This window comes from Nocardiopsis sp. NRRL B-16309, from assembly GCF_001279585.1.
GTDB lineage: Bacteria > Actinomycetota > Actinomycetes > Streptosporangiales > Streptosporangiaceae > Nocardiopsis.
In genome coordinates this window covers 97,104-122,472 of sequence record NZ_LGEC01000002.1, presented here as the reverse complement: position 1 = coordinate 122,472, position 25,369 = coordinate 97,104, and the positions used below count along the sequence as shown (strand labels likewise).

Genomic DNA, 25,369 nt, shown 5'->3' with positions numbered 1-25,369 from the left:
GCCAGGGTCGGTGGCGTGGGAGAGCCGCCGACCGGCCGGAAACCTCGTAGTCCCTCTCCCCACCGTCCCAGGTCGTGATTGTCAAGGAGGTCAAGGTGGAGAACGTCGTCACGGCGCCGTCACGGGAAGAACTCGTGCGCGGTGCCTCGGAACTCGTCCCCTATTTCCGGGAGCGTGCGGCCTGGGCCGAGGAGCACCGGACCCTACCCCGCGAAGCGGTCGAGAAGATGACCGGGGCCGGACTCCTCAAGATGCGTGTCCCCCACCGCTACGGCGGTTATGAGTGCGACATGCGCACCACGGTGGAGGTGATCGCCGAGTTGGCGCGCGGCGACGGCTCCGTCGGTTGGACGGTGTCGGTGTGGTCGATCTGCAACTGGTTGGCCGGGCTCTTCTCCGACGAGGCACAGGAGGAGGTGTTCGCCTCCGGTGACACCCGCGTGTGCGGCTTGCTGAGTCCCACCGGGACGGCGGTCGACGCCGACGGCGGCTTCGTCGTCAACGGCAGCTGGTCCTTCAACACCGGGGCCGCCCAGAGCCAGTGGAACTCACTGGTGGCCATGGCCCCCACCCCCGATGGCGGGCAGCAGCCGATCATGGCGCTCGCCCCCGTGTCGGACCTGAGGATCGTCGACGACTGGCACACCTCCGGCCTGCGCGGGACCGGCAGCGTCACCACGGTCGCCGAGGACCTCTACGTCCCGAAGGAACGCGTCCTGCCCATGGGGCCCGCCCTTCAGGAACAGTACGCCTCCCGGCTCAACGCCGACCGGCCGACCTACCGTGCGCCGCTTCTGTTGACCGCCTGCGTCACCGCTATGGGCAGCGCCCTGGGCCTGGCCATGGCGGCCAAGGACGTCTTCTTCGAGCGTCTGCCCCACCGCGGCATCACCTACACGACCTACGCGAGCCAGAGCGAAGCCCCCCTGACCCACCTCCAGGTGGCCGATGCCCAGATGCGGATCGACGAGGCGTGGTTCCACGCCCGCCGTGCCGCGGACCTGCTCGACACCAAGAACGAGGCGGGCGAGCAGTGGACGCTGGAGGAGCGTGCCCGTGTCCGCATGCACGCGGGCTTCGCCTGCCGACGGGCCAAGGAGGCGGTGGACATCCTCCAGACCGCGAGCGGCGCCTCCTCGATCTACGAGACCGTGCCCATGCAGCGCATCTCCCGTGACATCGGGACCATCAACCTGCACGCCATCCTCCACCCGAACACCAACCTCGAACTCTATGGGCGGGTGCTGTGCGGCCTGGAGCCCAACACCTTCTACCTCTGAGCGCCTCCGAGCGGTGAACGGGCCGTCCTGAGCGGGGAGGAGGACGGGCACGCGGTGCGGGGACGCCCCGGCCCGCGTGCCCGTCCTTGTGTGGAGCGCGGGACTTTGGAAGGGTCTCCGTGCCATCATCCTCCTTGGGAGGTCGAGACCATGAAGTACATGCTGCTCATCTACAGCAACCCCGCCGGCTGGGAAGCGCTGACCGAGCAGGAGCGCGCGGCCCTGGCGAACGAGCACGATGCCCTGACGCGTGAGCTCGTCGAGTCCGGCGAGTGGCTCGCGGGCGCACCGCTGGCCGATCCGGTGAACACCCGGACGGTGCGGGTGCGCGACGGAGCGGCGGAGGTGACGGACGGCCCCTTCGTCGAGGCCAAGGAGCACCTCGCCGGATACGACCTGGTCGACTGCGACAGCCTGGACCGTGCCATCGAGATCGCCTCGCGCATTCCCGGCTCCCGGCTGGTGGCCGTCGAGGTCCGTCCCCTCATGGATGAGGCCGGGACGGAGATGTGAGGCTCCGGAGGGAACTGGAGGACCTGCTGCGGGAGCTGGCCCCCCAGGTCCTCGCGGCGTGTGTGCGGCACCACGGGCACTTCGACATCTGCGAGGAGGCGGTACAGGAGGCACTGTGGGCCGCGGTGCGGCAGTGGCCCCGCGACGGTGTGCCCGACGATCCCCGTGCGTGGCTGGTCCGGGTGGCCTCGCGTCGCACCACCGACCACCTCCGCAGTGAGCGGGCGCGCAGACGGCGAGAGGTCAGCGTCGCGACACGGCGGCCGGTCGACGAGTGGGTCGTGCCTCCCGCCGACGCTGTGCCTGAGGCACGTCACGACGACACCCTGATCCTGCTGTTCCTGTGCTGCCACCCGGCGCTGTCGCGCGCCTCCCAGATAGCGCTGACGCTACGAGCCGTCGGCGGGCTGACCACGGCGCAGATCGCCAGTGCCTTCCTCGTGCCCGAGTCCACCATGGCCCAGCGGATCAGTCGGGCCAAGCGGAGCATCCGCGCCGCTGGGGCGGAGTTCCGGATACCGCCGGGGCCGGAGCTGGTTGACCGGTTGGACGCGGTACTGCACGTGCTGTACCTGATCTTCAACGAGGGGTACACCACCTCTTCGGGAACGAGGCTCCAGCGCGCCGAACTCACCGGCGAGGCCATTCGCCTGACCCGCGTCCTGTACCGGATGCTGTCGGACGACGGCGAGGTGGCGGGGCTGTTGGCGCTCATGCTGCTCAACGAGGCGCGGCGCCCGGCGCGCACCACGGCGGACGGTGCGCTGGTGCCGCTGGCCGAACAGGACCGCGACCGCTGGGACCGGGACGCGATCGTCGAGGGGCTCCGGCTGGTCAGCACCGCGCTCTCCAACAGCAGTCTGGGCCCCTACCAGCTCCAGGCCGCGATCGCTGCCGTGCACGCCGAAGCCCGGCGGCCTGAGGAGACCGACTGGGCACAGATCCTCGCCCTCTACAGGGTGTTGGAGCGCTTCTCCGACAGTCCCATGGTCGCGCTCAACCACGCGGTCGCCACGTCGATGGTGCGGGGGCCCCGGGCCGGGCTGGAACAGCTCCGCGTCCTCGACTCCGATCCGAGGCTGGCCGGTCACCACAGGCTCGCCGCGGCCCGCGCACACCTGCTGGAGATGGCCGGGGACCGTGCGGGTGCCCGTGAGCAGTACCGCGTCGCCGCTCGCGAGACCACCAGCATCCCCGAACGGGACTACCTGCGGGCCCGAGCGGAGCGGCTGACCTGAACGGCGTCGGGGCGCGGTCTTCTCCGACCGTGCCCCTGCGGCGGATCGCGCACACCGGAAGAGGACCCTCCGCGTGCGCGTCGATGATCCTGTTACCGCGTGTTCCCCGGCGAGCCGCGACGCGGTGACCCGGTCCCGGAGAGCGCAGGGACAGGAGAATCGAATGTATGACTTCGTGATCGTCGGGGCCGGTTCGGCCGGCTGCGTCCTCGCGGCGCGGTTGAGTGAGAACCCCGACGCCCGTGTCTGCCTGGTCGAGGCCGGCCCGGCGGACGACTCCGAGGACATCCACGTCCCGGCCGCCGCCGCCAGGCTCTTCCGTACCGAGTTCGACTGGGACTACGACACCCACGAGGAACCGCACTGCGGGAGGCGCAGGATCTACCTGCCGCGCGGACGTGTCCTCGGCGGCAGCAGTTCGATCAACGGCATGGTCTACACGCGCGGCTCCCGTGCCGACTACGACGCCTGGGGGCAGCCGGGCTGGAGTTTCGCGGAGATGCTGCCCTACTTCAAACGGTCGGAGGACAACGAGCGGGGCCCATGCGAACACCACGGGGTGGGCGGGCCGCTTTCGGTCGCGGACGGACGCTCCCGCAACCCCATGTCGGAGGCGTTCGTCCGGGCGGCACAGGAGGCCGGATTCGGCCCCAACCCGGACTTCAACGGGCACTCGCAGGAGGGGTTCGGCCACTACCAGGTCACTCAGCGCGACGGCTCCCGGTGCAGCAGCGCCGTGGCGTTCCTGAGAGAGGCGGAACGGCGCCCCAACCTCACGGTTGTGACCGAGGCCCGGGTACACCGGGTGGTGGTGGAGGCGGGGCGCGCGGTCGGGGTGCTCGGCAGACGGCTGGGCGAGGACTTCGAGCTCAGGGCCGAGCGGGAGGTCATCCTCTCGGCGGGTGCGTACAACTCCCCCCAGTTGCTCATGCTGTCGGGTATCGGTCCTGCCGAACAGCTCGACCGGTTGGGCGTTCCGGTGGTGGTCGACCAGCCCCTGGTCGGCGCGAACCTCCAGGACCATCCGCAGACCTGGCTGGTGTTCGGGCACTCCCGGCCGGTGAGCCTGCTGACGGCGGGGACAGAGCACAACGTCCGCCTGTTCCTGCGGGAGCGCACCGGAGTGCTGACGTCCAACGGCCCCGAAGCCGGCGGATTCGTGCGGACCCGCGCCGCGTTCGCGGAGCCCGATCTCCAGTTCAGTTGTCTGCCGGTCGCCTTCATGGAGGGAGGGCTCAGCGCTCCGAGCGGTCACGGCATCTCCTTCGGATCGTGTGTCCTGGCCCCCCGCAGCCGAGGTGAGGTCACGCTGGCGTCCAGCGATCCCACCGCCAAACCGAGGATCACGCACCGCTACTACGAGGACGACGCCGACCTGGAGACCGCGGTCGAGGGTGTGCGCACCGCCCTGGAGATCGCACGGCAGCCCGCGCTGGCTCCGTACACCGAGACGGCTCTGGCGGCGCCCGCCTCGACCTCGGACACCGACCTGCGCGACTACGTTCGCCACCACACCCAGACGCTCTACCACGCCGCGGGAACATGCGCCATGGGCCGGGTGACCGACGCGGAGTTGCGGGTCATGGGAGTGGAGGGCCTGCGGGTGGCTGACGCCTCTGTCATGCCCCGCCTGGTGCGCGGCAACACGAACGCGCCGACGATCGCGATCGCGGAGAAGGCGTCCGATCTGATCCTCGGTGTTCCTCCTTCTCCACAGGAGACCCCCGGTCCGGCGCGACGAGCGGTCAGCAATCCGTGAGAAGGGTCCTCCGGTCGGAAATAGATACGATTGTTCTTGCGAATTCGAGTGCTATTTCCGCTGGCTCGCTGAGCGAAAATAGGATTTCTTGACCAGTGTCGGATTCGGACTGGTGAATGTTTTCCAGATCCCGTTTCACCTGGATGCGCATCGAAACTTACCCTCATGATGGGAGCAGTACTCGTGACGATCTCCCCGACGAAGCCAACACGGCCGACGTCCGCACGCGAGCTGGAGGAACTGGACCGGCGACACCTGATCCACCCCCTCCTGCCGGGTGGCAGCAGCGAACGCTGTGTCGTCGTGCGCGGTACGGGCTGCACCGTGTGGGACGCGGACGACAACCAACTCCTGGATGTCGCGGGAGGTGGGAACTGGCTCTCCCACGTCGGCCACGGACGACAGGAGATCGCCCGCGCCATGGCCGACCAGGCCTCCGCCCTGGGCTACTTCACCAGCTTCGCCGAGTTCTCCAACGACAAGTCCGTGCAGCTTGCGCGGCGCCTGGTCGAGCTGGCCCCCGAGGGCTTCGACCGGGTGTTCTTCACCTGCGGAGGATCCGAGGGCGTGGACACGGCCGTCAAGGCGGCCCGCACCTACCACCACCGCAGGGGCGAACCGGACCGCACCTGGATCATCGGCCGGAACATGGGCTACCACGGTTCCAGCTACGGCAGTGGGACCATTACCGGCTTCGACTTGATGGACGAGGCGATCGGCCCCAACCTCCCGCACGTGGAGAAGGTGTCTCCCCCCTTCCCCTTTCACCCCGAGATGTACGGCGGAAAGGACGTCACCGACTTTCTGGTGGACGAGCTGGAGCGGACCGTCGAGCGGCTGGGCCCGGGGAACGTGGCGGCCATGATCGGTGAGCCGGTCATGGCCGGTGGCGGTGTGGTCGCGCCTCCGCCGGACTACTGGCCGAGGGTGCGACAGCTCCTGAACCGCCACGGCATCCTGCTCATCGCCGACGAGGTGGTCACCGCCTTCGGCCGAACGGGCGCCTGGTTCGACTCGGTGGGGCGTGGCATGGACCCTGATCTCATCGTCACAGCGAAAGGTCTCACCAGCGGATACGCTCCGCTCGGCGCGGTTCTGATCAGCCATGGGATCGGCGAGGTGCTGATCAGCGGTGAGGGCTTCGTGCACGGCTTCACCTACTTCGGCCACCCGGTCTCCTGCGCGGCGGCCCTGGCCAACCTCGACCTGATCGAGGGGGAGAATCTGCTGGACAGGGCCCGGCTGATCGCTGACTGGTTCAGGGAGGGGCTGGCCCCCGCCGAAGGGCTGGAGGCCGTGGGGCAGATCCGGGTCGAGGGCGCGATGGTGGGGATCGAACTCGTCGCGGACCGTGGGACACGCGCTCCGCTTCCGCCCGCCGCCGCTGCGGCCGCGGTCGCCGAGATCCACCGCAAGCACGGCGTGATCACGAGGTTCTATGGGCCGGTCATCGTCATGGCGCCGCCGTTGGTGATCGAGGAAGACCAGGTCGCGCGCGCTTCGGAGGCCGTGGTCGAGGTGCTGTCGCGGCTGGGAACCGACGGCACCCTCTCCCCGTCCACGGAATGACGTGATCACCGCGTCCGCGAAGGCCCTGCCGGGCCTCCTCAAGCGGGCGCTCGGGGCGAGTACGCCTCGAAGAAGACACGGCCTACGGCCCCGGTGACGTTTCGCTCACCGGGGCCGTAGGTCGTGTCCACGAAGGAGACGGGAGAAAAATCCGCAATCCCGTCCGCGGGATGTCGAGACTCCCGAGCGCGCTCCGACGTGTTCCACGAAGGATGCCCGTCCACGGGAGCACGGGACGCACCCGGCCCTGCCGGGGCGATCGACGACGCAAGGAGAGGACCCATGTACGAGGAGACAGCTCCGCGCACCGCCGGTGCCGGGCGCAGGCAATGGACTGGACTGGCGGTGCTGGCACTTCCCACCCTGCTGTTGTCGGTGGATGTCAGCGTGCTCTACCTGGCACTGCCGCACCTGAGCAGGGACTTGGGCCCGAGTGCCACAGAGCAGCTCTGGATCATGGACATCTACGGCTTCATGATCGCCGGGTTCCTGGTCACGATGGGCACTCTGGGAGACCGCATCGGGCGGCGCCGGCTGCTGCTGACGGGTGCGGCGCTCTTCGGCCTGGCCTCGGTGCTGGCCGCCTACTCCGTCAGCGCGGAGATGCTCATCGCCGCCCGGGCGGCACTGGGGCTCGCGGGCGCCACCCTGATGCCTTCGACGCTCGCGCTGATCAGCCACATGTTCACCGACCCCCGTCAGAGGGGGATCGCGATCGGGGTGTGGATGAGCTGCTTCATGGGCGGACTGGCCATCGGCCCCGTGCTGGGCGGGGCGATGCTGGTGAACTTCTGGTGGGGGTCGGTGTTCCTGCTGGGTGTGCCGGTGATGCTCCTGTTGCTGGTCACCGGTCCGATCCTGCTGCCCGAGTCCCGTGCCGACGACGCCGGGCGCCTGGACTGGGTCAGCGTCGCGCTGTCCCTGGCCACTCTTCTGCCGGTGGTCTACGGCCTGAAGGAGTTCGCGGCCGGCGGGACCCAGGACCCGGTGCTGCCCGGCGCCGCCGTCGCGGTCGGCGTGCTCTTCGGGGTGCTGTTCGTGCGTCGGCAGCGGCGTCTGGCGAACCCGCTCATGGACCTGCGTCTGTTCTCCAGCCGCGCCTTCAGCGCCGCCCTGGCCGTTCTCCTGCTCGGCTCGGCGGCCTACGGCGCGATCATGCTCTTCGTCAGCCAGTACATACAGCTCGTCGAGGGGCTCTCGCCCTTCCGCGCCGGACTGTGGCTGATGGTTCCCGCCCTGGCGATGGTGCTCGCCTCGGTCACCGCGCCGATCATCTCCCAACGGGTGCGCCCGGGAACCGTGATCGCCGTGGGGCTACTGGTCTCGACAGTCGGCTTCCTGGTCCTCAGCCAGGTGGACCCCACTTCGGCGCTGGCGCTCACGGTGGTCGGCTTCACCCTGGTCAGCCTGGGTGTGGGGCCGTTCGGAGCCCTGGGGACCGACATGGTCGTCAGCTCGGCCCCCGCCGACAAGGCGGGCGCGGCCGCGTCGATGTCGGAGACCAGTAACGAACTGGGGATCGCCCTGGGCGTCGCGCTGCTGGGCAGCGCGGGGTCCGCCGTCTACCGCTACCAGATGGGGGACCTGCGGGTCGCCGACGCGCCGGGGCAGGTTCTGGAGCCCCTCCGCGAGAGCCTCGTGGGTGCCGTGGAGTCGATGGCCGATCTGCCCGCCGCGGTCACCGCGGACCTGTTGGGTCCCGCGCACGCGGCGTTCGCGGACGGGATGAACACGGTCGCGCTGCTGAGCGCCGTCCTCTTCACCGTCCTGGCACTCGCGGGCTGGGCCGCGCTGCGCCACGTCCGGCCCATCGGTGAGGACGTGCCCGCGGACACCGGCACCGAGCCCTCCCCGGCGGACCACCGCGCATCGGAGCGGCCCCAGCTCGCCGAGGACTGAGCGGGGCACGGCGCCACCCCCTTCGACCCGTAGGAACACCGAGACGCCGGAGCGACGGCACGATGAGCAGGAGGATGAGGATGGAGCTGCCGGAGATCGTCACCCGAGACGAGTGGCTCGCGGCCCGCAAGGAGCTGCTGGTCAAGGAGAAGGAGGTCACCCGCGCACGGGACGAGGTCAGCGCCCGCCGTCGGGCACTGCCCATGGTGCGCGTGGAGAAGGAGTACGTGTTCGAGGGCCCCGAGGGGAGGGTCGGGCTGATCGACCTCTTCGAGGGGCGCAGTCAGCTCATCGTGCAGCACGCCATGTTCAGGCCCGAGTGGGACGAGGCGTGCACGAGTTGCACATCCGACATGGACGACCTGGGGCATCTGCCCCACCTGCACGCCAAGGACGTCACGCTGGCCGTCGTGTCCCGCGCGCCGTTCGCCAAGATCCAGGAGTACAGGAAGCGCAAGGGCTGGGACTTCCCGTACTACTCCTCGGCCGACAGCGACTTCAACTACGACTACCACGTGACGCTGGACGAGTCGGTCGCACCGATACAGATCAACTACCGGAGCAAGGAGGAACACGAGGCCGCAGTCGGTCCCTGGGACATCTGGGGGAGTGAGCTGCCCGGGGTGAGCGTGTTCCTGCGCGTCGGGGACGAGGTGTTCCACACCTACTCCGCCTACTCGCGAGGTCTGGACTCGCTGCCGTTCGTGTTCAACTACCTTGACCTGACCCCGCTGGGGCGCCAGGGGATGTAGCCCCGGACCGGGGCCGTCCGGTCACGCCGGACGGCCCCGGCAACGCGGGACGACGAGTCAGCCGACACTCGTGGCGACGGCGGCGGTGAGGCGCACCGGCAGGGCATCGTTGCCGTTCATGATGAACGTGCCCTGAGGGCGCAGCTCGTCCGGGGACACGGCGAGGGAGAGGTCGGGGAAGCGGGCGAACAGTTCGGAGAGGGCGGTCTCGGCCTCCAGGCGCGCGAGGGACGTCCCGATACACCGGTAGACGCCGTACCCGAAGGACAGGTGCTCCTTGTCCGCGCGCAGCGCGTCGAACCGGTCGGCGTCCTCGCCGTGGACGGCCGGGTCGCGCCCGGCGGCCGCGAAGCCGATGAGGACCGGCTCTCCGCGCGGGATGGTCACCCCGCCGATCTCGACGTCCTCGACGGGGAAGCGGAAGGGCAGATGGGCCACGGGCGCCTCCGCGCGCAGAGTCTCCTCCATCACCTCGGCCCAGCTCACGCGCCCCTCCCTGAGGTGTGCGAGCTGTTCGGCGTCGGTGAGCAGGGCCCGCACCGTGTTGCAGATGAGGTTCTGCACCGGTTCGGTGCCCACGCCCAGCATCAGGTTGAGGGTTCCCACGATCTCGGAGTCGGTGAGCCGTCCGTGCCCCGCCTCCTGGGCGTCGATCAGGCCGCTGGTGAGGTCGTCCCCCGGCGACCGCCGCTTGGCCTCCACGAATTCCTGGATGTCCCGCTGCCACTGCTCGACGTTGGCTGCGGCCTCTTCCGGGGTCAGGGTGGTGTCGACGTCGAGTTCGAGACCGCGGAGTATCCGGGGCCGGGCTTCCTCGGGCACCCCGAACAGGTCGCAGATGACCTGTGCGGGCAGCGGGTGCGCGAAACGCGCCTTGAGGTCGACGGCCTCGCCGGGCGGGGTCTTCTCCAGCTCGTGGAGGAGCTGTTTCGTGACCTCCACCACGCGAGGCCGCATCGCCTCGACCCTGCGGGGGGTGAACGCCTGGGAGACCAGTCTGCGCAGACGGCTGTGATCGCTGCCGTGCGCGGTGGTCATGTTGTCCATCTCCACCCAGCTGATCAGCGGGAACTCGGGTCCGAGCTCGTCGGCGGCGTAGGCCGGCCAGTGTTTGCGCGGATCTTTGGAGAACCGCCGGTCGCTCAGGGCCTCGCGGACACTCTCGTAACCGGTGATCGACCAGGCCAGGACGCCCCCGGGCAGTTCCACCCGGGTCACGGGACCCTGGGCGCGGATACGGCCGAGTTCGCCGTGGATGTCATCACCGGTGGGGTCCAGCACGACGGGGCAGCGGTCTTCCATCACAATCTCCTGTAGTCAACGGGGTCCCTCACGCGCGGTCCGTGCCCGTCACGCCCGCCAGTGGGCGTCTGGCTGTCCGCTCCAGCCACCACTGCGCGATGAAGAGGTTGAGCATCCAGCCGAACCAGCGGGCCGCTTCGAAGAGGTAGTCGATGTCGAGGCTGGGGGAGACCACCTGGCCCGCCATGACGATGGCCAGACCCCAGAAGTTGAGGCCGGTCACGATGGCGAAGCTGTAGATCATCCACCTGCGGTGCTCGGCGAAACGGCGCTGGCGCGCTCGCACGTGGCCGACCGCGGTGGTGGCCAGCCACAGGACGGCCGCGACGCCGACACCGACGGTGCCCGCGGTCGGGTGAAACGGGACCAGCACCAGGCTGGACAGCCCTGAAGGCAGGACACCGCCGAAGACGTAGACGCGTCCGTTCCACCTGTGCACTGCGGGGTGGTGTCGGCGAAGCCACGGCCAGACCTGGAGGAACAGGGACAGCTGGGCCACGGTTCCGAACGCCACGTGCACGATGACCATCGGGTAGTGCAGGGAGAAGCCCTCGTTCAGGACCACCCCCGACTGGCTTGGATCGAGGGTCAGGTACGGAGGCACCATGATGGCCAGGAACGCCGTCATCACGATCCCCAGGGAGATCATCCAGATCCACTGGCCCCGCGTCCCTTGACGGGTGCGCGCCCGGGGCGTCGAGCGTTTTCGCTCTCCGGTACCGGGGCCGCGGGGTTCGGCCCCTTGGTGCGCCATGTCCGTATTCTGCGCCATTATCGGCCCCTTCTGTCCGGTGCGCTGAACGGGTAGGGCACGGCCCGGGCGCGCACCCGGCCTGGCGGGCCGGATCCTGACCGGACACGGAACCCAGCATCCCCGGCCTTTTCGTACCGAACGTCTCCTGGATTGCGCTGTGGAGGGGAGCTGCCGCCGGCCGGAGCCTCCGCAATCCACGAGACGCTGTACCCGGGATCCGCTCCTGAGAATGCGGTAGTGAAGACCGGCCGGACCGGAGCTCGGTGGCGGCGGTGGAGGACCCCGGCGAACCCTCGGGGCCCGGGGCCTCCCGCCGCTCGACGGAGCCACGGGCCGCGCCTGGTCCCATGAACCTAGGGAGGGGAACACGATGGGCGAGAACGCCGGGACCCGTGCGGTCGTGCTCGGGGGAAGCGTCGCCGGACTGTTCGCGGCACGGGCGCTCTCGGAGGCCTACGACACGGTACTGATCGTGGACCGCGACACACTGACCGGGGTCGAGGGGCCCCGGCGCAGCAGACCGCAGGGGCGCCACATCAACGCGATGCACGTGCAGGGGCGGGTCGTGATGGAACAGCTCTTCCCCGGTATCACCGAGGAGCTGATCCGCGACGGCTGCCCCCGCGGGGACTACGCGGGCGACTGCCGCTGGTACTTCCGAGGCAAGCCGCTCAAGCGTGAGAACATCGGCTATGCGGCCATTCCGGCGACCGCGCCGCTGATGGAACGCCACATCCGCAACCGGACCCTGGCGCTGCCCAACGTCTCCTCCTTGGAAGAGCACGAGATCATCGACCTGTGCTCCACCGCCGACCACAGCCGGGTCACCGGGGTGCGCGTACAGCGGACCGGGGGGAAGGGCCCTGTCGAGGAGATCGACGCGGACCTGGTGGTGGACGCGACCGGCCGCGGATCACGGACACCGGTGTGGTTGGAGCGGATGGGCTACCCGCGCGTCACCGAGGAGCGCAAGAAGATCGGGCTGGGATACGTGACCCAGCACTACCGGCTCAACTCCGACCCCTACGGTGACGACCTGGCCATCATCCCGGTGGCCTCACCCGACCTGCCGCGCGGCGCGATCTTCACCAAGACCGACAACGGACGCACGGAGCTGACCGCCTACGGTCTCCTGGGCGACCATCCGCCCACCGACCAGGAGGGCTTCTTCGAGTTCGTCCGGACACTGCCGGTCCCCGACATCCACGAGGCCATCATCCAGGCCGAACCGTTGGACGAACCGGTGGCGTTCCGCTTCCCCACCACACTGCGGCGCCGCTACGAGCGGATGTCGCGCTTTCCTGACGGGCTCCTGGTGACCGGTGACGCCATCACCTGCTTCAACCCGGTCTACGCGCAAGGGATGACGGTCGCGGCGCTCTCGGCCCTGACCCTGCGCGAACACCTGCACACCGGGGCGGCACCCCAACCTCAGCAGTACTTCCGCGACCTCGCCCACGACGTCATCGACCCGCCGTGGGACATGACCAACACGGTGGACCTGAGCTTTCCGGGAGTTTCCGGGCGGCGGACCCTCCAGGTCCGTATGGCACAGACCTACCTCACCCTGGTCCAGATCGCCGCCACCCGTGACGAGAAGGTCACCACCGCCTACATGAGGGCGGCGGGGATGGTGGACCGCCCCGAAGCGCTCATGCGCCCGGCGATGGTCCTCCGGGTGCTGCGCGGGGCCCTGCGCGGCCTCGCCGACAGGGGTGCCGTACCCGGGCGGAACACACGCCAGGTGGCCGGGTCGCGGTGAGCACACTCCGCACCGACCTCTCACGGAGGCCCTCAGCGAGCGCGCCGTCGGCGAGGGTCGGTTCCGCGGGGGCGGCACCGCCTGCGGGACACTCCCGTCCACGACCCTGGCCCCTACGCCCGTCCCGGCACGGCACGGGTACGGGACGATTCGAGAGGAACCATCCGTGCGCCGGGGCGCACGGCGTACGAGGAGTACGAGGTATATCCGCATGCGCCCTTTCCGTATAGACATCCCGCAGTCCGATCTCGATGACCTGCGTGCCAGGATCTCCGCGACCCGTTGGCCGCGGGAGTCGCCCGAGACGGGCTGGGCACGCGGTGTACCCCAGGGCTACCTGAGGGAATTGGCCGACTACTGGCACCGTGACTACGACTGGCGCGCGGTTGAGCGGAGACTCAACGGCTTCCCGCAGTTCATGACCGAGATCGACGGGGCGAACGTGCACTTCCTGCACGTTCGTTCCCCCGTCGAGTCGGCGATGCCGCTGGTGTTGACCCATGGCTGGCCCGGGTCCGTGGCAGAGTTCCTGGAGGTGATCGGTCCATTGAGCGACCCGGTCGCCCATGGCGGGGATGCCGCCGACGCCTTCCACGTGGTCGTTCCGTCCATTCCTGGATACGGCTTCTCCGGGCCCCTCCGGGAAGCCGGCTGGGACGTGCCGCGCGTCGCCCGTGCCTGGGCGGAGTTGATGCGACGCTTGGGCTACGACCGCTATGTGGCCCAGGGCGGGGACTGGGGCTCGGTGATCTCTCTCTGTGTCGGAGAGGCGGACCCCGAGCACACGGTCGGTGTGCATGTCAACATGCTCGTCACCTTCCCACCTCCGGACACCGGGGCACTGACCGGACTGGACACGGCCGACCTGGCCCGGCTGGACTTCGCGGAGAGGTTCGAGCAGGACGGGATGGGGTGGCAGCGGATCCAGTCCACTCGTCCGCAGACCCTGTCCTACGCCCTCACCGACTCCCCGGTCGGGCAGCTCGCCTGGATCGTGGAGAAGTTCAAGGAGTGGACGGACTCGGACACCGCGCCCGAAGACGCCGTGGACCGGGACCACATGCTGACCAACGTCACGATCTACTGGCTGACCGCCACGGCGGGCTCCAGCGCCCAGTTCTACTACGAGTCCACCCACGGCAGCGCCGAATTCGTACGGACCTGGGGCGGTCCCTGGAAACTCTCCTCCCCCGTGGGGGTCGCGGTCTTTCCCGCTGACGCCGCGCGGCCGGTCCGCCGTTTCGCGGAGCGCACCCTGTCCACGGTCACACGGTGGACGGAGTTCGACCGTGGCGGCCACTTCGCGGCCATGGAGCGGCCCGAGGCGCTGGTGTCGGACGTGCGGGCTTTCGTGCGTCCGCTTCGCTGAGACCGGCCTGCGGATGACGGAGATACGGAGATTCCGTCGTGCCCCCCAGGCGCCAGGCGGTGAGTCGGCCGGCGTCGGTGGCCACACCGGCCGCCCCCTGGGCGAGCGCGGCCTGGAAGGGGACCGCGGTGGCGGGCGGGATCCGCCAGGACGCGGTCAGGTACCAACGGCCCTCGCCGTAGTGGACGCGGCCGGCCCGCACCCGGTCGTCCCGCGCGGTGCGCCGGTGCCCGAAGGCGGCCGCGCCGGCCAGGACGTACCGGCCGTGCGGAGCGTTGGCCTACCCGGCAAGCGGAGCGGGCAGTCCGATCGGGACCTCCCCTGGGGGCCACGCGGATGGTCTCGTCGCCGAACCGCTTCCCGGACTCTCCGTCGGTTCGGCGGAACCGGTGCTCGGCCTCCCAGTGCCGCCGCCACGCGGTTCCGGCGGTCTGGGCTTCGTTCGGGTGGCGGCGCGTGACGAGCGGGCGTCTGCCTCCCGGCACCACTCCTCCCGGCGTCGCGGCCGACCCGTACCGCCTCCAACCGGTCCTGGAGCGGGAGCGGGCCGCGGGACTCGGTGTGCCACGCGCGCCTGGACCGGTATCCGCCCGGGGGCCGTGTCCCACGGCCGCTGGCCGGTCCGCTCCTCTCCTCAGCCCGGACCGCCTTGGCGGTCCTGACCGAGGGGAGGAGCAGACCCGGCGGCGGACGGTATCGGCGTCTTCGGCGCGCGGATTCCAGGTAGGGGCGCGGGCCGGTGACGGCGCCGGCGCCGAGTGGGCCGCGTTTCGCGGCGGCGGCGGGGATCGCGAGGGAGCAGGCACGAAGGACCTTCGGGCTCGCGCGGCCAGCCGCCACAGCGGTCACGAAGCCTGTCCCTGCTCGCGTTCCTGGTCGGACCCTCCTGATCGTGTACTCGCGGATCCTGGACGAGCTCTGCGCTCAGGCGGCGTCGCGGGGGCTGTTCTGGTAGGCGGCGAGCTGCCAGCCCTCGTCGGTCCGCACGGCCACCCACGAGGCCCGGATCGCACGCGCGTCCGAGACCTTCTCCTCACCGGGTGCCAGGACGCCGCCCTGGGTCACCAGAACCGCGGCGTCCCCTCCCAGAGCCCGCGCGCTGACGGGCGTTCCGGTGACCCGGGTGCCCTTGAAGGGACCGGCGAAGGCCTGGGCCATGAACGCCCGGACCTCTTCTCGGCCGCGGCACATCACGCCGGGCAGGACCATGGTGCCGTCCTCGGTGAACACCCGGGAGAACGCCTCGGGATCGTGGCCGGCCCACGCGGAGACGATGCGGCCCGGGAGCGCGGTCACGTGGGCCGAGTCCTCTGCGGACAGGCCCGGGATGGTGGTGCCGTTCACGGTGGTCATGTGTTCTCCCATGAGATTTCGACGGGCGTTTCCCACTGATCGTGAACGGTCCGCCGGTCCGAGGACATCCTCTCGATTGCGTGTTATTTCGCGGCCTTTCCAGGTGCCGCAAGAATGGATATTGAGGTGCCGTACCGGGTCGGAGAGCCTGAAAAGCGTTCCGAACCCGATGGGTGATCCGACCTCCAAGGAGTCCCAATGCGGCAGATGTACCGCGTGGCGACGCTAGCGCTGGCCCTGGCGCTCATGGGCGCACTCGGCGTCCTCACCGTCCGCCCCGCCGCTAGTGAACGGGAACAGGCCGAAGGGGCCGCCCCCTTCGCCTTCGAGACACTCGCCCTCAACTCCGAGCCCGACGGCGCCCGCCACGGACGCGACGTGGCACCCGCCCTCGAGCACTTCCGCGGCTGGATCTCCTCGGTCGGAGCCGGCGGGGCCCTGGCCGACATGCGCGGGACCGGCAAGTCCGCGGACGCGTGCCTGGTCGACCCCCGCGACGACAGCGTCACCCTGCGCAACGCGCCCGGCAGCGGTGAGGCCGACTACCCGGTGGCGCACCTGCGACCGGAGGGCCTGCCGTACGACCACACGATGGCCCCCATGGGCTGCGTCCCGGCCGACCTGGACGAGGACGGCGACCTCGACGTCCTCGTCTACTACTGGGGCCGCTCACCGGTGATGTTCCTGAACTCCGGCGAGCCGGGCACCGCTCCGGCTCCCGAGGACTTCACCGCCCACGAACTCGTGGAACCGATGCAGGTCTGGAACACCACGGCGCTCAACGTCGCCGACATCGACGGCTCCGGCGGCCTCGACATCCTCGTCGGCAACTACTTCCCCGACGGAGCCCGCGTCCTGGACCCCGAGGCCGACGACGAGACCCGCATGGAGATGCAGCAGAGCATGGGCCTGGCCACCAACGCGGGCCGCAACCGGATCCTGCTCACGGAGCCCACGGGCGAGGCCGACACCCCGCCGCGGATCAGCGACGCGAGCACCGCGCTCCCCGAACGGGCCATGAACGCCTGGACCCTGGCGATCGGGTTCCAGGACCTGACGGGCAACGGCGTCCCCGACATCTACCTGGGCAACGACTTCGGCAACGACAACCTCCTCGTCAACACCTCGACCCCGGGTGAGGTCGAACTGGAGATCGTGGACGGGGAGCGGGACATGACCACGCCCAAGTCACAGGTCATGGGCAACGGCTCGTTCAAGGGAATGGGCGTCGCCTTCACCTACGTCGACGGCTCCGACCTGCCGCTGATGGTGGTCAGCAACATCACCAGCCCGCACGCGCTGCACGAGAGCAACTTCGCCTTCGTGCCCGACGGCGAGGGCTCCGACCTGCTGGAGGGCCGGGTGCCCTTCGACGAGGACAGCGAGGGCCTGGGGCTGGCCCGCAGCGGATGGTCGTGGGACGTCAAGGCCGGCGACTTCGACAACGACGGCACCGAGGAGCTGTTCCAGGCGACGGGCTTCCTCAAGGGGGAGCACACCCGCTGGCCGGAGCTGCAGGAGATCGCCATGGGCAACGACCAGCTGCTCAAGTACCCGTGGGTGTGGCCCACCTTCGCCGAGGGCGACGACCTGTCGGGCCACGAGACCAACCCGTTCTGGGTCCGGGGCGAGGACGGACGCTACACCGATCTCGCCGAGGCGGTCGGCATCGCCGAGGAGGACGTCACGCGGGCCTACTCCTTCGGTGACGTCAACGGTGACGGCCTCCTGGACGCGGTGGTCGCCAACCAGTGGGAGGACTCCCGCCTGCTGCTCAACGCGGCTCCGGACGCCGCCCCCGGCGTCGTCCTGCGCCTGGTGCGCCCGGGCGCGGTCGGGGACGCCACCACACCCGCCATCGGCGCCACCGCGGTGGTCGACGACCCGGCCCACCCCCCGCAGGTCCGCCAGCTCTTCCCGGCCAACGGGCACGTGGGGAGCTCGGACTCCATCGTCCACCTGGCGGCTCCCGAGGGAGACCTGCCCCTCACCTTCACCTGGAGGGACGGCCGCGGCCGTACCCACAGCGCGGACCTGGTGGTGGAACCGGGGACCCACACGATCCTCCTCGACGACGACGGAACGGCGGTTGTCCGATGACTGTGACCAGACCTGGCGGCGAGAGAACCGCCGACACCGAGACCGGAGCCCCCCAGGCGCCCGAGGCGCCCGTACCGGTCGCCAAACCCCCTGTCGACAGGCGCCTGAAGGCCCTGCGCATGTTCGCCACGTCCATCACCGTGTTCACCATCGTGGGGCACCTGCTCCTGGGCTTCGAGCAGTCGCCGATCACGCCCATCGCCGCGGTCCTGTTCGGCTACGTCCTGGACATGGCCCTGGAGACCATGGACGCCCGCGCTCAGGGCCGCAGGCCCGGGTACGCGGGCGGGCCCGGAGCGCTGGTCGACTACCTGCTGCCCACACACATCGCGGGCCTGGCGTGCGCGATGCTGCTGTGGGGCAACACCTCGCTCTGGCCGTACCTGTTCGCGGTGTCCATCGCGGTGAGCAGCAAGTACCTGTTCCGGATCCCGGTCGCCGGCCGCAAGCGGCACTTCCTCAACCCGTCCAACCTCGGTATCGCGGTGACGCTGCTGCTGTTCCCGTGGGTGGGCATCGCCCCGCCCTACCACTTCACCAACGACACCTTCGGCACCGTGGACTGGCTGATCCCGCTGGGGATCCTCATGGCCGGCACCATGCTCAACGTCAACCTGACGCAGCGGTGGCCGCTGATCCTGGGATGGGTCGGCGGGTTCGTCCTGCAGGCCGTCCTGCGCTGGCTGCTGCTGGACCACATGCTCGTCGCCGCCCTGGCCCCCCTGACCGGCGTGGCCTTCATCCTCTTCACCAACTACATGATCACGGACCCGGGCACGACGCCCTCCCGGCGGCGCAACCAGGTCGTCTTCGGGCTGACCACCGCGCTGGTCTACGGAATCCTGGTGAGCCTGCACGTGGTCTTCGGGCTCTTCTTCGCGCTCGTCCTGACCTGCCTGCTGAGGGGAGCGGTCCTGGCGGCCTCGCCCTGGTTCGCCCGGTGGACCGCCAAGCCCGCACCCGCCGCTCCGGCCGCCCCCTCCCGTGCCGAGAACGGTGAGGTGGCCCCGTGACGTCCACCGCGCCGCAACACCCCGTGGGCCGCTACCGGCGGACGATGGACGTGCTGAACACCGGGCGGCACCAACTGTGCCTGCGCCTGTTCCTGGTGATCGTCCTGGCCCACTGGGCCGAGCACATCGTCCAGGCCGTCCAGATCTACGTGATGGACTGGCCGGTGCCGCAGGCGCGCGGCCTCCTCGGGATGCCCTTCCCCTGGCTGGTCACCTCCGAGTGGCTGCACTACGGCTACGCGTTCATCATGCTGGTCGGACTGCTCCTGCTGCTGCCCGGCTTCACCGGCAGGTCGAAGGGCTGGTGGATCGCGGCTCTGCTCGTCCAGGTCTGGCACCACTTCGAGCACCTGCTCCTGCTCACCCAGGCGCTCAGCGGTGTCAACATCGCCGGCATGGACGCGCCGACGAGCCTGATCCAGCTGCTGATCCCCCGGGTGGAGCTGCACCTGCTCTACAACACGGTCGTGTTCGTACCGATGGTCGTGGCCATGTACGTGCACGCGCGCCCGAACGAGAGGGAAAGGGACGAGATGCGGTGCGACTGCGCGCAGGAGACGCGCCCGTGACCGCTCCCGCCCGTCGGCGGGGCTCGGCGTTCTCGGTGGTGCTGCTGCTCATCGCCGCACTCGTGGTCTACGCGGGGGCCTCCAACGTGGACCGCAGCCTGCGGGCCGCCCGCGCCGAGGGGGCTCCCGGGGTGTTCAGCGGTTCGCACGTGGAGTGCGTCCAGCACCCGGGACACGAGTCGTGCACGTGCTACGGCTCCTACGTCCCGGACTCCGGGGGCCCCGAGCGCGCGGACGTCTACCTGTACGGACGCGACAGGGAGACCTGCCCCGTGGACGCGTCGACCGCTGCCATCGACGTGGGAGCCGACCATCGCGTGTACGGGCCGGAGGGGTCCAACGAGTGGATCATGACGGCGGGGGTGATCGCCGCCGGGCTGGCGATGGGCGGCTGGGCGGCCCGCCCGTGGTGGAAGCGCGGCGCCCCGGCCCGCTGACGCGCTGGTGTGCGCCGTGGACCCCGTCCGCGGCGCACACCGCGGGCGCGTTCCGTGGACGTCGCGCAGCAGGATGAGTGTCCGCCGCGCACGCCCTAGGATGGTCGGCATGCGATTCGCCAAGGGCCACGGAACAGAGAACGACTTCGTGATCCTCCCCGATCCCGACGGGGAGACCGACCTCACGGAGGCGACCGTCCGCCTGCTGTGCGACCGCCGGGCGGGCATCGGCGGCGACGGCATCCTGCGGGTCGTGCGCACACGCGCCCTCGGCGAGGCCCTGGCCCCGGCGGCGCGTACCGCCGAGCGGACCGAGTGGTTCATGGACTACCGCAATGCCGACGGCTCGGTGGCCGAGATGTGCGGGAACGGCGTGCGGGTCTTCGCCCGCTACCTGCTCCACGCGGGGCTGGTCACCGGAGACCGGTTCGAGGTCGGCACCCGCGACGGCGCCAAGGGCGTGTCGGTCGAGCCCGGCGGGAACATCACCGTGGACATGGGCCGGGTGGAGATGCAGGGCACCTCCTCGGCCAAGCTCGCCCGCCAGGTCGTCCACGGCGCGCAGATCTCCGTCGGCAACCCGCACCTGGCCTGCGAGGTCGACGGACCGGTCGCCGACGTCGACCTGTCCCAACTGCCGGAACTGGACACCGAGGCCTTCCCCCAGGGCGCCAACGTCGAGGTCTACGCCCAGGTGGCGCCGGGCGTGCTGGAGATGCGCGTCTACGAGCGCGGCTCGGGGGAGACCCGCTCGTGCGGCACCGGCATCGTCGCCGCGGCGTCGGCCGCGACCCCGGAGGGCGAGGGCGCGACGTGGCGGGTGCGCGTGCTCGGCGGGGAGTGCACGGTGTACCTGGACGCCGACGGAGCCCGCCTGAGCGGCCCGGCGGTCATCGTCGCCGAGGGCGAGACGGTCCTGGTCTGAGCCGCCTGGAGTCCTGGAACCGGACCCCGCCCCGCACCGGGCGGGGTCCGGTTCCGCTCCGGGGGCGCTACCCGTCGTGGATCGTCCCCAGGAACGCGGCCCACTCGCCCGCGGGGACGTCGAGCTGTCCGAGTTCGCGGTGGCGGGTATCGCGCATCGCGACCCGGGAGGCCTCGCGGGCGAGCCTGGTCTCGACGCAGTCGCCGCCCTCGCCGTTGCTGTAGCTGGACTTGCGCCAGCCTTCACTCATCATTGGTTGCTGCCTCGAATCTCTTCCATCCGGGACCGTGACGCGGGAACCGGAAGCGCAGCACCTCGCAGTTCTGCGAAGACCCGGTTGTAGCTCGACACGATCTCGGGCTGCTTGAGGGACATACCGGCCTTGTGCCCCTCGACGTAGACGAAGTCGTTGTTGTCGGGGGTGGAGATCAGCTTAAAGGCCCCACTCAATCCGGCGTGCCCCTCAGTGCGCATCGGCACCACCTGCATCGTGATCCGTGGCCGGTGCGAGAGGTCGATGAGGTGACTGATCTGGGCGTTCATCACGTCCGGGTTCTGGAACCTGCGGAGCAGGACGCTCTCGTCCAGCAACACCGTCACCATCGGGGGGTGGGGGCGGTCCAGGATCTCCCGCCGGTGCATGCGCGTCCTCACCATCTGGTCGATCGTGTCGGGCGGGGCGTGGGGTGAGGCGTTCACGCTGATCGCCCGGGCGTAGCCCTCGACCTGGACCAGACCCGGCACGAGACCCAGGGCGAACTGCCGGATCTCGACGGCGGTCTGCTCGGCCTCGGCCGCCTCACGGAAGTAGCTGATCATGCCGGTCGGCGAGAAGGCGGCGTCCCACGCGTTCACCAGGACGTCGTGAGCGGTAAGCGCCGTGTCGATACGTGCCACATGGTCACGGCGCGTCCCTTTGATGCCGCGCTCCACATCGCTGACCGTGCTCTGCGCAATGACCGCCGCCTTCGCGAGTTCCTGCTGCGTCATGCCCGCCTGAACACGGTACTTCTTGACCAGGATGCCGAAACGCTCCCGGGCGGGTTCGACCCGAACCATTTTCTACCGCCATTATCGCCAGAATATCTTGTTCTATCGCCGGAGATACGAGAAGGACCGGCCTGTGCGATGACTATAGACCTCGGGCGCCCACCCTTGGAAGACTTCGCTGTGTGACCGGTCCGGAACTCCGGGATTTCGTGCGGACGTATATCGCGCCTCATTCTTTCTCATGTGAATGGGGTGGCTCCTGGTGTTGCATATCCGGACCGAACCAGAGAACAGAGGTGAGGCGAATGCAGTGCGCAGATTCCTGTTTCGGGCGCCCCCGGGTTCCCCGGACGGCTTCCGGAGTCCGGCGCCGCCGTCGGCGGCGGTCGACACGGGTCCGGGCCTACGTCCCCGCTCCGGTCGAGCTGATGGCCGCCGTCCTGGACGGGCTCCGGCGACTGGAGGGGCCGCGATGACCTGCGTCTGCGACATCGGGGAACTGTCCGACGTCCGGTCCCTGTACCGGTGGGCGGCCGAGCACGGGTGCCGGGTCGGCTACCTGGGCGCCGATCTCCAGAACCAGGCCGTCTACGGCGCGACCAGGGGCCCGCACACCCGGGTCGCCCGCGACCCCGGCTCCGACCCGCACCCGCGCGCGCTGGTCTGGCAGTCCCCGCTCGAACACCTGGAGGCGGGAGCGTGAGCGGAGACCACCTCCCCTCTCCGGACGGACCGATGCCGGTCCGCGCACCCGGTACGCGCGACACCGCCGCCCGTACCGCGGCCGATCTGGTCGGCGTCGCGCTGATCGCGCCACTCGAACCGGGGCAGCCCGACGATGCCGTGCGCGCCGTGCAAGCCCTCCTGCGCCACGCCCTGCACTCCTGACCCACCGGAGCACACCCATGGACGGCGCGGTCCCGTGCCCCAGTCCCGAAGGACACGACTACGTGCCCGACCAGCCACCGGTGCGCCACGCCAGGACGGCCACCGCGACCTGTTCGCGATGCGGGCACGCGATCACCGCCACGCGGTGATCCGGCGCGGCACGGCAGCCTCAGGACGGCTCCAGCGTCCTCTGGACACTCACGTCGAACGCGGAGTCGCAGGCGTCGCGCACGCGCGCGTTGTGCGTGGCGATGACCACCGCGCGGCCCTGCCGGCTCAACTCCCGCAGCACGTCCACCACCATCGCGCCGTTGCCGGAGTCCAGCGCGCCGGTCGGCTCGTCGGCCAGGACCAGCGACGGCCGCTTGACCAGGAGGCGCGCCAGGGCCACGCGCTGCTGTTCCCCACCCGACAACCGGTGCACCTTCTCCTGCGCCCGGTCGGCGAGTCCCACCCGCTCCAGGGCCTCCTCGTCGCCGGGCGAGCCGCGCCGACGGGCCACCGCGAGGTTGGCCCGTACGGTGGCGGTCTCGATCAGCGCGTAGTTCTGGAACAGGTAGCCCAGCTTGTCCCGGCGGAACCTGCGCTGCCCGCCGCGGCCCAGACGGGTGACGTCGGTGCCCTCGAACACGATCCGCCCTCCGCTGGGCCGCTCCAGCAGCCCCAGGCAGTTGAGCAGCGTCGTCTTGCCCGAGCCGCTGGCGCCCACCAGCGCGAGCATGCGGCCCGCCTCGACGGTCAGGTCCAGCCCCTCCCACAGGGTGCGCGGTCCGAAGGACTTGGACAGGTTCTGCACGGTGATCATGGTCTTCCTCGGATCGGTCAGGCCTGGGAGGCGCCCTCACGGACGATACGGCGGTGGAAGTGGGCGAGCGCCGCCACGGTGATCGCGAGCGAGGCCAGCGCGATCCCCAGCGCGTAGAACGGTTCGGCTCCGGTCGCGAGCGCCTGGCCGGGCGGCGTATACCCGGTCGGGTCGTTCTGTGCGGCGAGCGCGGCGAACGTGTCGACCGTGGCCCACCCCGCGAACGCCGCCGCGATGCCCGCCTCGGCCAGGAGCAGCCTGCGGTGGGTGGCGGCGAACGTCCACCCGCTGATGTGGCGGACGAAGATGTGCTGGGCCCGGGTGCGCACGTAGACCAGGCACGCGCCGATGGCGGTCACCATCAGCACCGCGCCGACGCCCACGAGGTTGAACAGCTCGCTGCGCAGGATCGTGCGGTGGACGTCGAGGTCGTGCCGTGCGGTGGTGGTCAGCGTCTCCACCGCGATGATGTACCGGGCCGCGTCGGGGTTCTCGGCGCGGAAGGCCATGGGGACGGAGGGGTCGGGGAAGACGGTGGCCCGTGAGGTCAGGTGGTTGGCGTAGCTCGTGTCGGACAGGACGCCGCCGTTGGGGAGGGCGACGACGACCGGGTCCGTGACCTGCGGCAGGAACGGGGAGGGCCCCGTCGACCGCGAGCCGTAGGTGAACAGGGTCTGGCCGTCGGCGGAGGGCAGCACGCTCACGGGCGGAGGGTCGGCGTCCCCCGAGACCATGTCCAGCCATCCCCGCACGTGCTCGGTGACCGCGTCCTCGTCGGCGGCCCGCGACTCGGGCAGCAGGACGCGCACACCGTCGTCGGGACCGTAGCGGCTTCCGTCCGGGGCGGTGACCCGCTGCTCGGCGAGGTAGGTGTCGTTCACCACGAGCGCTTCGCCGTCGGGGGCGTCCGCGGTGGGGCGGCTCCACTCCTCGGGGGAGAGCCGGATGGCCAGCACCATCTCGCCCCGACGGTCGGTTTCGCGCAGCCACGGGCCCACGGTCGCGTCCAGGGCGGCGAAGTCGTCCTCGTCGACCCAGCCGTAGTGGGGGCTGAGCGACAGGTGGGAGGTGTCGCCGTGCTCGGTGAACAGCTCCAGTGCGACGGCCTGGTCGCGGACGGTCTGGGCGGTGGACACGACCGTGCCGATGAGCGTCAGTGCCAGCACGAGGACGGGGACCCGGACCAGGTAGAGCGCCGCGAGCGTGCCGCGCACGGGGACGCGACCGCGCAGGGCGGGCAGGATCGCGGTGGCGTGGACGAGGGACAGCGTGAGCGCGTGCACGGCCACGGCCGCGGCGGCGAGCAGTGCCGCGCAGGTCAGAGCGATCCGGGTGAAGAACCACAGCTGGTCCCACCCGTTGTAGAGGCCGAGCAGGGCCAGGACGGCGACGGTCGCGGCGGGGAGCAGGAGCGCCCACAACCGGCCGATCCCCGCCAGGTCGGCCAGGAGGATCCTGCCGTAGGAGTGGCCGTTCAGCCGGAGGACCGCGTAGTCGCGCGAGGCGAGCAGGACCCCGGCCGCGGTCGCCGAGGCGACGACCAGGAGCGCGATCACGGCGAGGTTGAGCATGTGGCCGCCCGCGAAGAAGTGCCACAGCTCGGTGGCGGTCGAGCCGGGAGCGGTGCTCAGGCCGTGGACGCCGAGCGCCTCCTCCAGGGCGGCCGCGGCGGACTCCGGAGCGCCGAAGACGAAGTAGTACCCGTTGGGCCCGATGTCGGCGAACTCCTCCAGCGGGTGGACGTCAACGGTGTAACCGGGGTTGAAGCTCGGGTAGCCGTCGGTGAGCCAGCGGGCCTCGCGCGAGTCGGGATCGGGGGCGGCCAGGTACACGTGGGTTTGCATGGCCAGGTCCGACGCGTCGCGGGCGACGAACCCCACGGCGGCGTCGTGGTCCTCGGAGAACCGGCGCACGGTGGCCGCGACCGCGTCGATGTCGTGGGTGCCGTCGTTGTCCACGATCCACACGCTGGCCGAGCGTTCGGCGGGAAGCTGCAGCGTCGTCTCCACCCCGGCGCAGAACAGGAAGGCGATGAGCGAGGCGAGGAAGAGGAGCGCCGCGTGGGCGAAGACGATGATCCGGCGAGGCATGG

General features: G+C 70.3%; 23 protein-coding genes. 16 read left to right on the top strand and 7 right to left on the bottom strand.

Annotated elements, in window-relative coordinates; translation table 11 throughout:
- Positions 1–74: 74 nt before the first annotated feature.
- The 7 genes from ADL05_RS00510 to ADL05_RS00480 all read left to right on the top strand — a co-directional run bounded on the left by ADL05_RS00510 (position 75) and on the right by ADL05_RS00480 (position 9,010).
- Complete coding sequence (locus ADL05_RS00510) at positions 75–1,280, top strand: acyl-CoA dehydrogenase family protein (protein ID WP_231640543.1); 1,206 nt, start codon at positions 75–77, stop codon at positions 1,278–1,280.
- Between the two features lie 150 nt (positions 1,281–1,430).
- Positions 1,431–1,793 (top strand): YciI family protein, encoded by a 363-nt coding sequence (locus ADL05_RS00505; protein WP_053614823.1) that lies wholly within the window; start codon positions 1,431–1,433, stop codon positions 1,791–1,793.
- On the top strand, positions 1,790–3,031 hold the full coding sequence (locus ADL05_RS00500) for an RNA polymerase sigma factor (protein ID WP_053614822.1): 1,242 nt from the start codon (positions 1,790–1,792) through the stop codon (positions 3,029–3,031). Before ADL05_RS00505 ends, ADL05_RS00500 begins: the two co-directional genes overlap by 4 nt.
- A 163-nt stretch (positions 3,032–3,194) precedes the next feature.
- Entirely contained in the window at positions 3,195–4,790 is a 1,596-nt protein-coding gene (locus tag ADL05_RS00495) for a GMC family oxidoreductase (protein ID WP_053614821.1), read from the top strand.
- Positions 4,791–4,955: 165 nt separating this feature from the next.
- On the top strand, positions 4,956–6,359 hold the full coding sequence (locus ADL05_RS00490) for an aspartate aminotransferase family protein (protein ID WP_082375992.1): 1,404 nt from the start codon (positions 4,956–4,958) through the stop codon (positions 6,357–6,359).
- A 282-nt stretch (positions 6,360–6,641) separates the two neighbouring features.
- Positions 6,642–8,258 carry an MFS transporter gene (locus ADL05_RS00485; RefSeq protein ID WP_053614819.1) on the top strand — a complete coding sequence of 539 codons (1,617 nt, stop codon included), beginning with the start codon at positions 6,642–6,644 and terminating at the stop codon, positions 8,256–8,258.
- A gap of 62 nt (positions 8,259–8,320) precedes the next feature.
- The gene (locus tag ADL05_RS00480) at positions 8,321–9,010 is read left to right on the top strand and encodes a DUF899 domain-containing protein (RefSeq protein ID WP_231640542.1); all 690 of its coding nucleotides are present in this window, start codon (positions 8,321–8,323) and stop codon (positions 9,008–9,010) included.
- A gap of 57 nt (positions 9,011–9,067) precedes the next feature.
- Here ADL05_RS00480 and ADL05_RS00475 read toward each other — a convergent pair whose 3' ends face one another.
- Positions 9,068–10,312: a cytochrome P450 gene (locus ADL05_RS00475; protein ID WP_053614817.1), complete on the bottom strand. Its 1,245-nt coding sequence runs from the start codon at positions 10,310–10,312 to the stop codon at positions 9,068–9,070.
- 28 nt (positions 10,313–10,340) lie between these two features.
- The gene (locus ADL05_RS00470) at positions 10,341–10,961 is read right to left on the bottom strand and encodes a DUF2306 domain-containing protein (protein ID WP_053614816.1); all 621 of its coding nucleotides are present in this window, start codon (positions 10,959–10,961) and stop codon (positions 10,341–10,343) included.
- A gap of 475 nt (positions 10,962–11,436) precedes the next feature.
- Between ADL05_RS00470 and ADL05_RS00465 the strand changes: the two genes are divergently transcribed.
- Positions 11,437–12,828: an NAD(P)/FAD-dependent oxidoreductase gene (locus ADL05_RS00465; protein ID WP_053614815.1), complete on the top strand. Its 1,392-nt coding sequence runs from the start codon at positions 11,437–11,439 to the stop codon at positions 12,826–12,828.
- Between the two features lie 211 nt (positions 12,829–13,039).
- On the top strand, positions 13,040–14,197 hold the full coding sequence (locus ADL05_RS00460; protein ID WP_053614814.1) for an epoxide hydrolase family protein: 1,158 nt from the start codon (positions 13,040–13,042) through the stop codon (positions 14,195–14,197).
- 924 nt (positions 14,198–15,121) lie between these two features.
- Here the strand turns inward: ADL05_RS00460 and ADL05_RS00455 are convergent.
- Positions 15,122–15,550: an SgcJ/EcaC family oxidoreductase gene (locus tag ADL05_RS00455; RefSeq protein ID WP_053615030.1), complete on the bottom strand. Its 429-nt coding sequence runs from the start codon at positions 15,548–15,550 to the stop codon at positions 15,122–15,124.
- A 198-nt stretch (positions 15,551–15,748) separates the two neighbouring features.
- Between ADL05_RS00455 and ADL05_RS00450 the strand changes: the two genes are divergently transcribed.
- From ADL05_RS00450 to dapF, 5 genes are all read left to right on the top strand, one after another.
- The gene (locus ADL05_RS00450; protein ID WP_053614813.1) at positions 15,749–17,650 is read left to right on the top strand and encodes a VCBS repeat-containing protein; all 1,902 of its coding nucleotides are present in this window, start codon (positions 15,749–15,751) and stop codon (positions 17,648–17,650) included.
- A complete protein-coding gene (locus ADL05_RS00445; RefSeq protein ID WP_231640541.1) occupies positions 17,647–18,663 on the top strand; it encodes an enediyne biosynthesis protein UnbU in 1,017 nt (338 codons plus the stop codon). Before ADL05_RS00450 ends, ADL05_RS00445 begins: the two co-directional genes overlap by 4 nt.
- Complete coding sequence (locus tag ADL05_RS00440; protein ID WP_231640540.1) at positions 18,660–19,232, top strand: hypothetical protein; 573 nt, start codon at positions 18,660–18,662, stop codon at positions 19,230–19,232. The genes ADL05_RS00445 and ADL05_RS00440 overlap by 4 nt, the downstream gene beginning before the upstream one ends.
- Positions 19,229–19,669 (top strand): hypothetical protein, encoded by a 441-nt coding sequence (locus ADL05_RS00435; RefSeq protein ID WP_156365663.1) that lies wholly within the window; start codon positions 19,229–19,231, stop codon positions 19,667–19,669. The genes ADL05_RS00440 and ADL05_RS00435 overlap by 4 nt, the downstream gene beginning before the upstream one ends.
- A 100-nt stretch (positions 19,670–19,769) precedes the next feature.
- A complete protein-coding gene (gene dapF / locus ADL05_RS00430) occupies positions 19,770–20,594 on the top strand; it encodes a diaminopimelate epimerase (protein WP_082375991.1) in 825 nt (274 codons plus the stop codon).
- Between the two features lie 67 nt (positions 20,595–20,661).
- Here the strand turns inward: dapF and ADL05_RS00425 are convergent, their stop codons facing one another.
- Positions 20,662–20,844 carry a DUF397 domain-containing protein gene (locus ADL05_RS00425; RefSeq protein ID WP_369800872.1) on the bottom strand — a complete coding sequence of 61 codons (183 nt, stop codon included), beginning with the start codon at positions 20,842–20,844 and terminating at the stop codon, positions 20,662–20,664.
- Positions 20,844–21,653, bottom strand: coding sequence for a helix-turn-helix transcriptional regulator (locus tag ADL05_RS00420; protein ID WP_082375990.1), 810 nt, complete (start codon positions 21,651–21,653; stop codon positions 20,844–20,846). The genes ADL05_RS00425 and ADL05_RS00420 overlap by 1 nt, the downstream gene beginning before the upstream one ends.
- Before the next feature lie 403 nt (positions 21,654–22,056).
- On the opposite strand from ADL05_RS00420, the gene ADL05_RS00415 reads away from it, so the two are divergent.
- Together ADL05_RS00415 and ADL05_RS00410 are read left to right on the top strand one after the other, a co-directional pair.
- Entirely contained in the window at positions 22,057–22,287 is a 231-nt protein-coding gene (locus ADL05_RS00415; protein WP_053614810.1) for a hypothetical protein, read from the top strand.
- Positions 22,284–22,472 (top strand): hypothetical protein, encoded by a 189-nt coding sequence (locus ADL05_RS00410; RefSeq protein ID WP_053614809.1) that lies wholly within the window; start codon positions 22,284–22,286, stop codon positions 22,470–22,472. Before ADL05_RS00415 ends, ADL05_RS00410 begins: the two co-directional genes overlap by 4 nt.
- A gap of 169 nt (positions 22,473–22,641) precedes the next feature.
- Here ADL05_RS00410 and ADL05_RS00405 read toward each other — a convergent pair whose 3' ends face one another.
- Positions 22,642–23,277 carry an ABC transporter ATP-binding protein gene (locus ADL05_RS00405; RefSeq protein ID WP_053614808.1) on the bottom strand — a complete coding sequence of 212 codons (636 nt, stop codon included), beginning with the start codon at positions 23,275–23,277 and terminating at the stop codon, positions 22,642–22,644.
- 17 nt (positions 23,278–23,294) lie between these two features.
- Positions 23,295–25,367 carry a hypothetical protein gene (locus tag ADL05_RS00400; protein WP_053614807.1) on the bottom strand — a complete coding sequence of 691 codons (2,073 nt, stop codon included), beginning with the start codon at positions 25,365–25,367 and terminating at the stop codon, positions 23,295–23,297.
- Between the last annotated feature and the right edge of the window lie 2 nt (positions 25,368–25,369).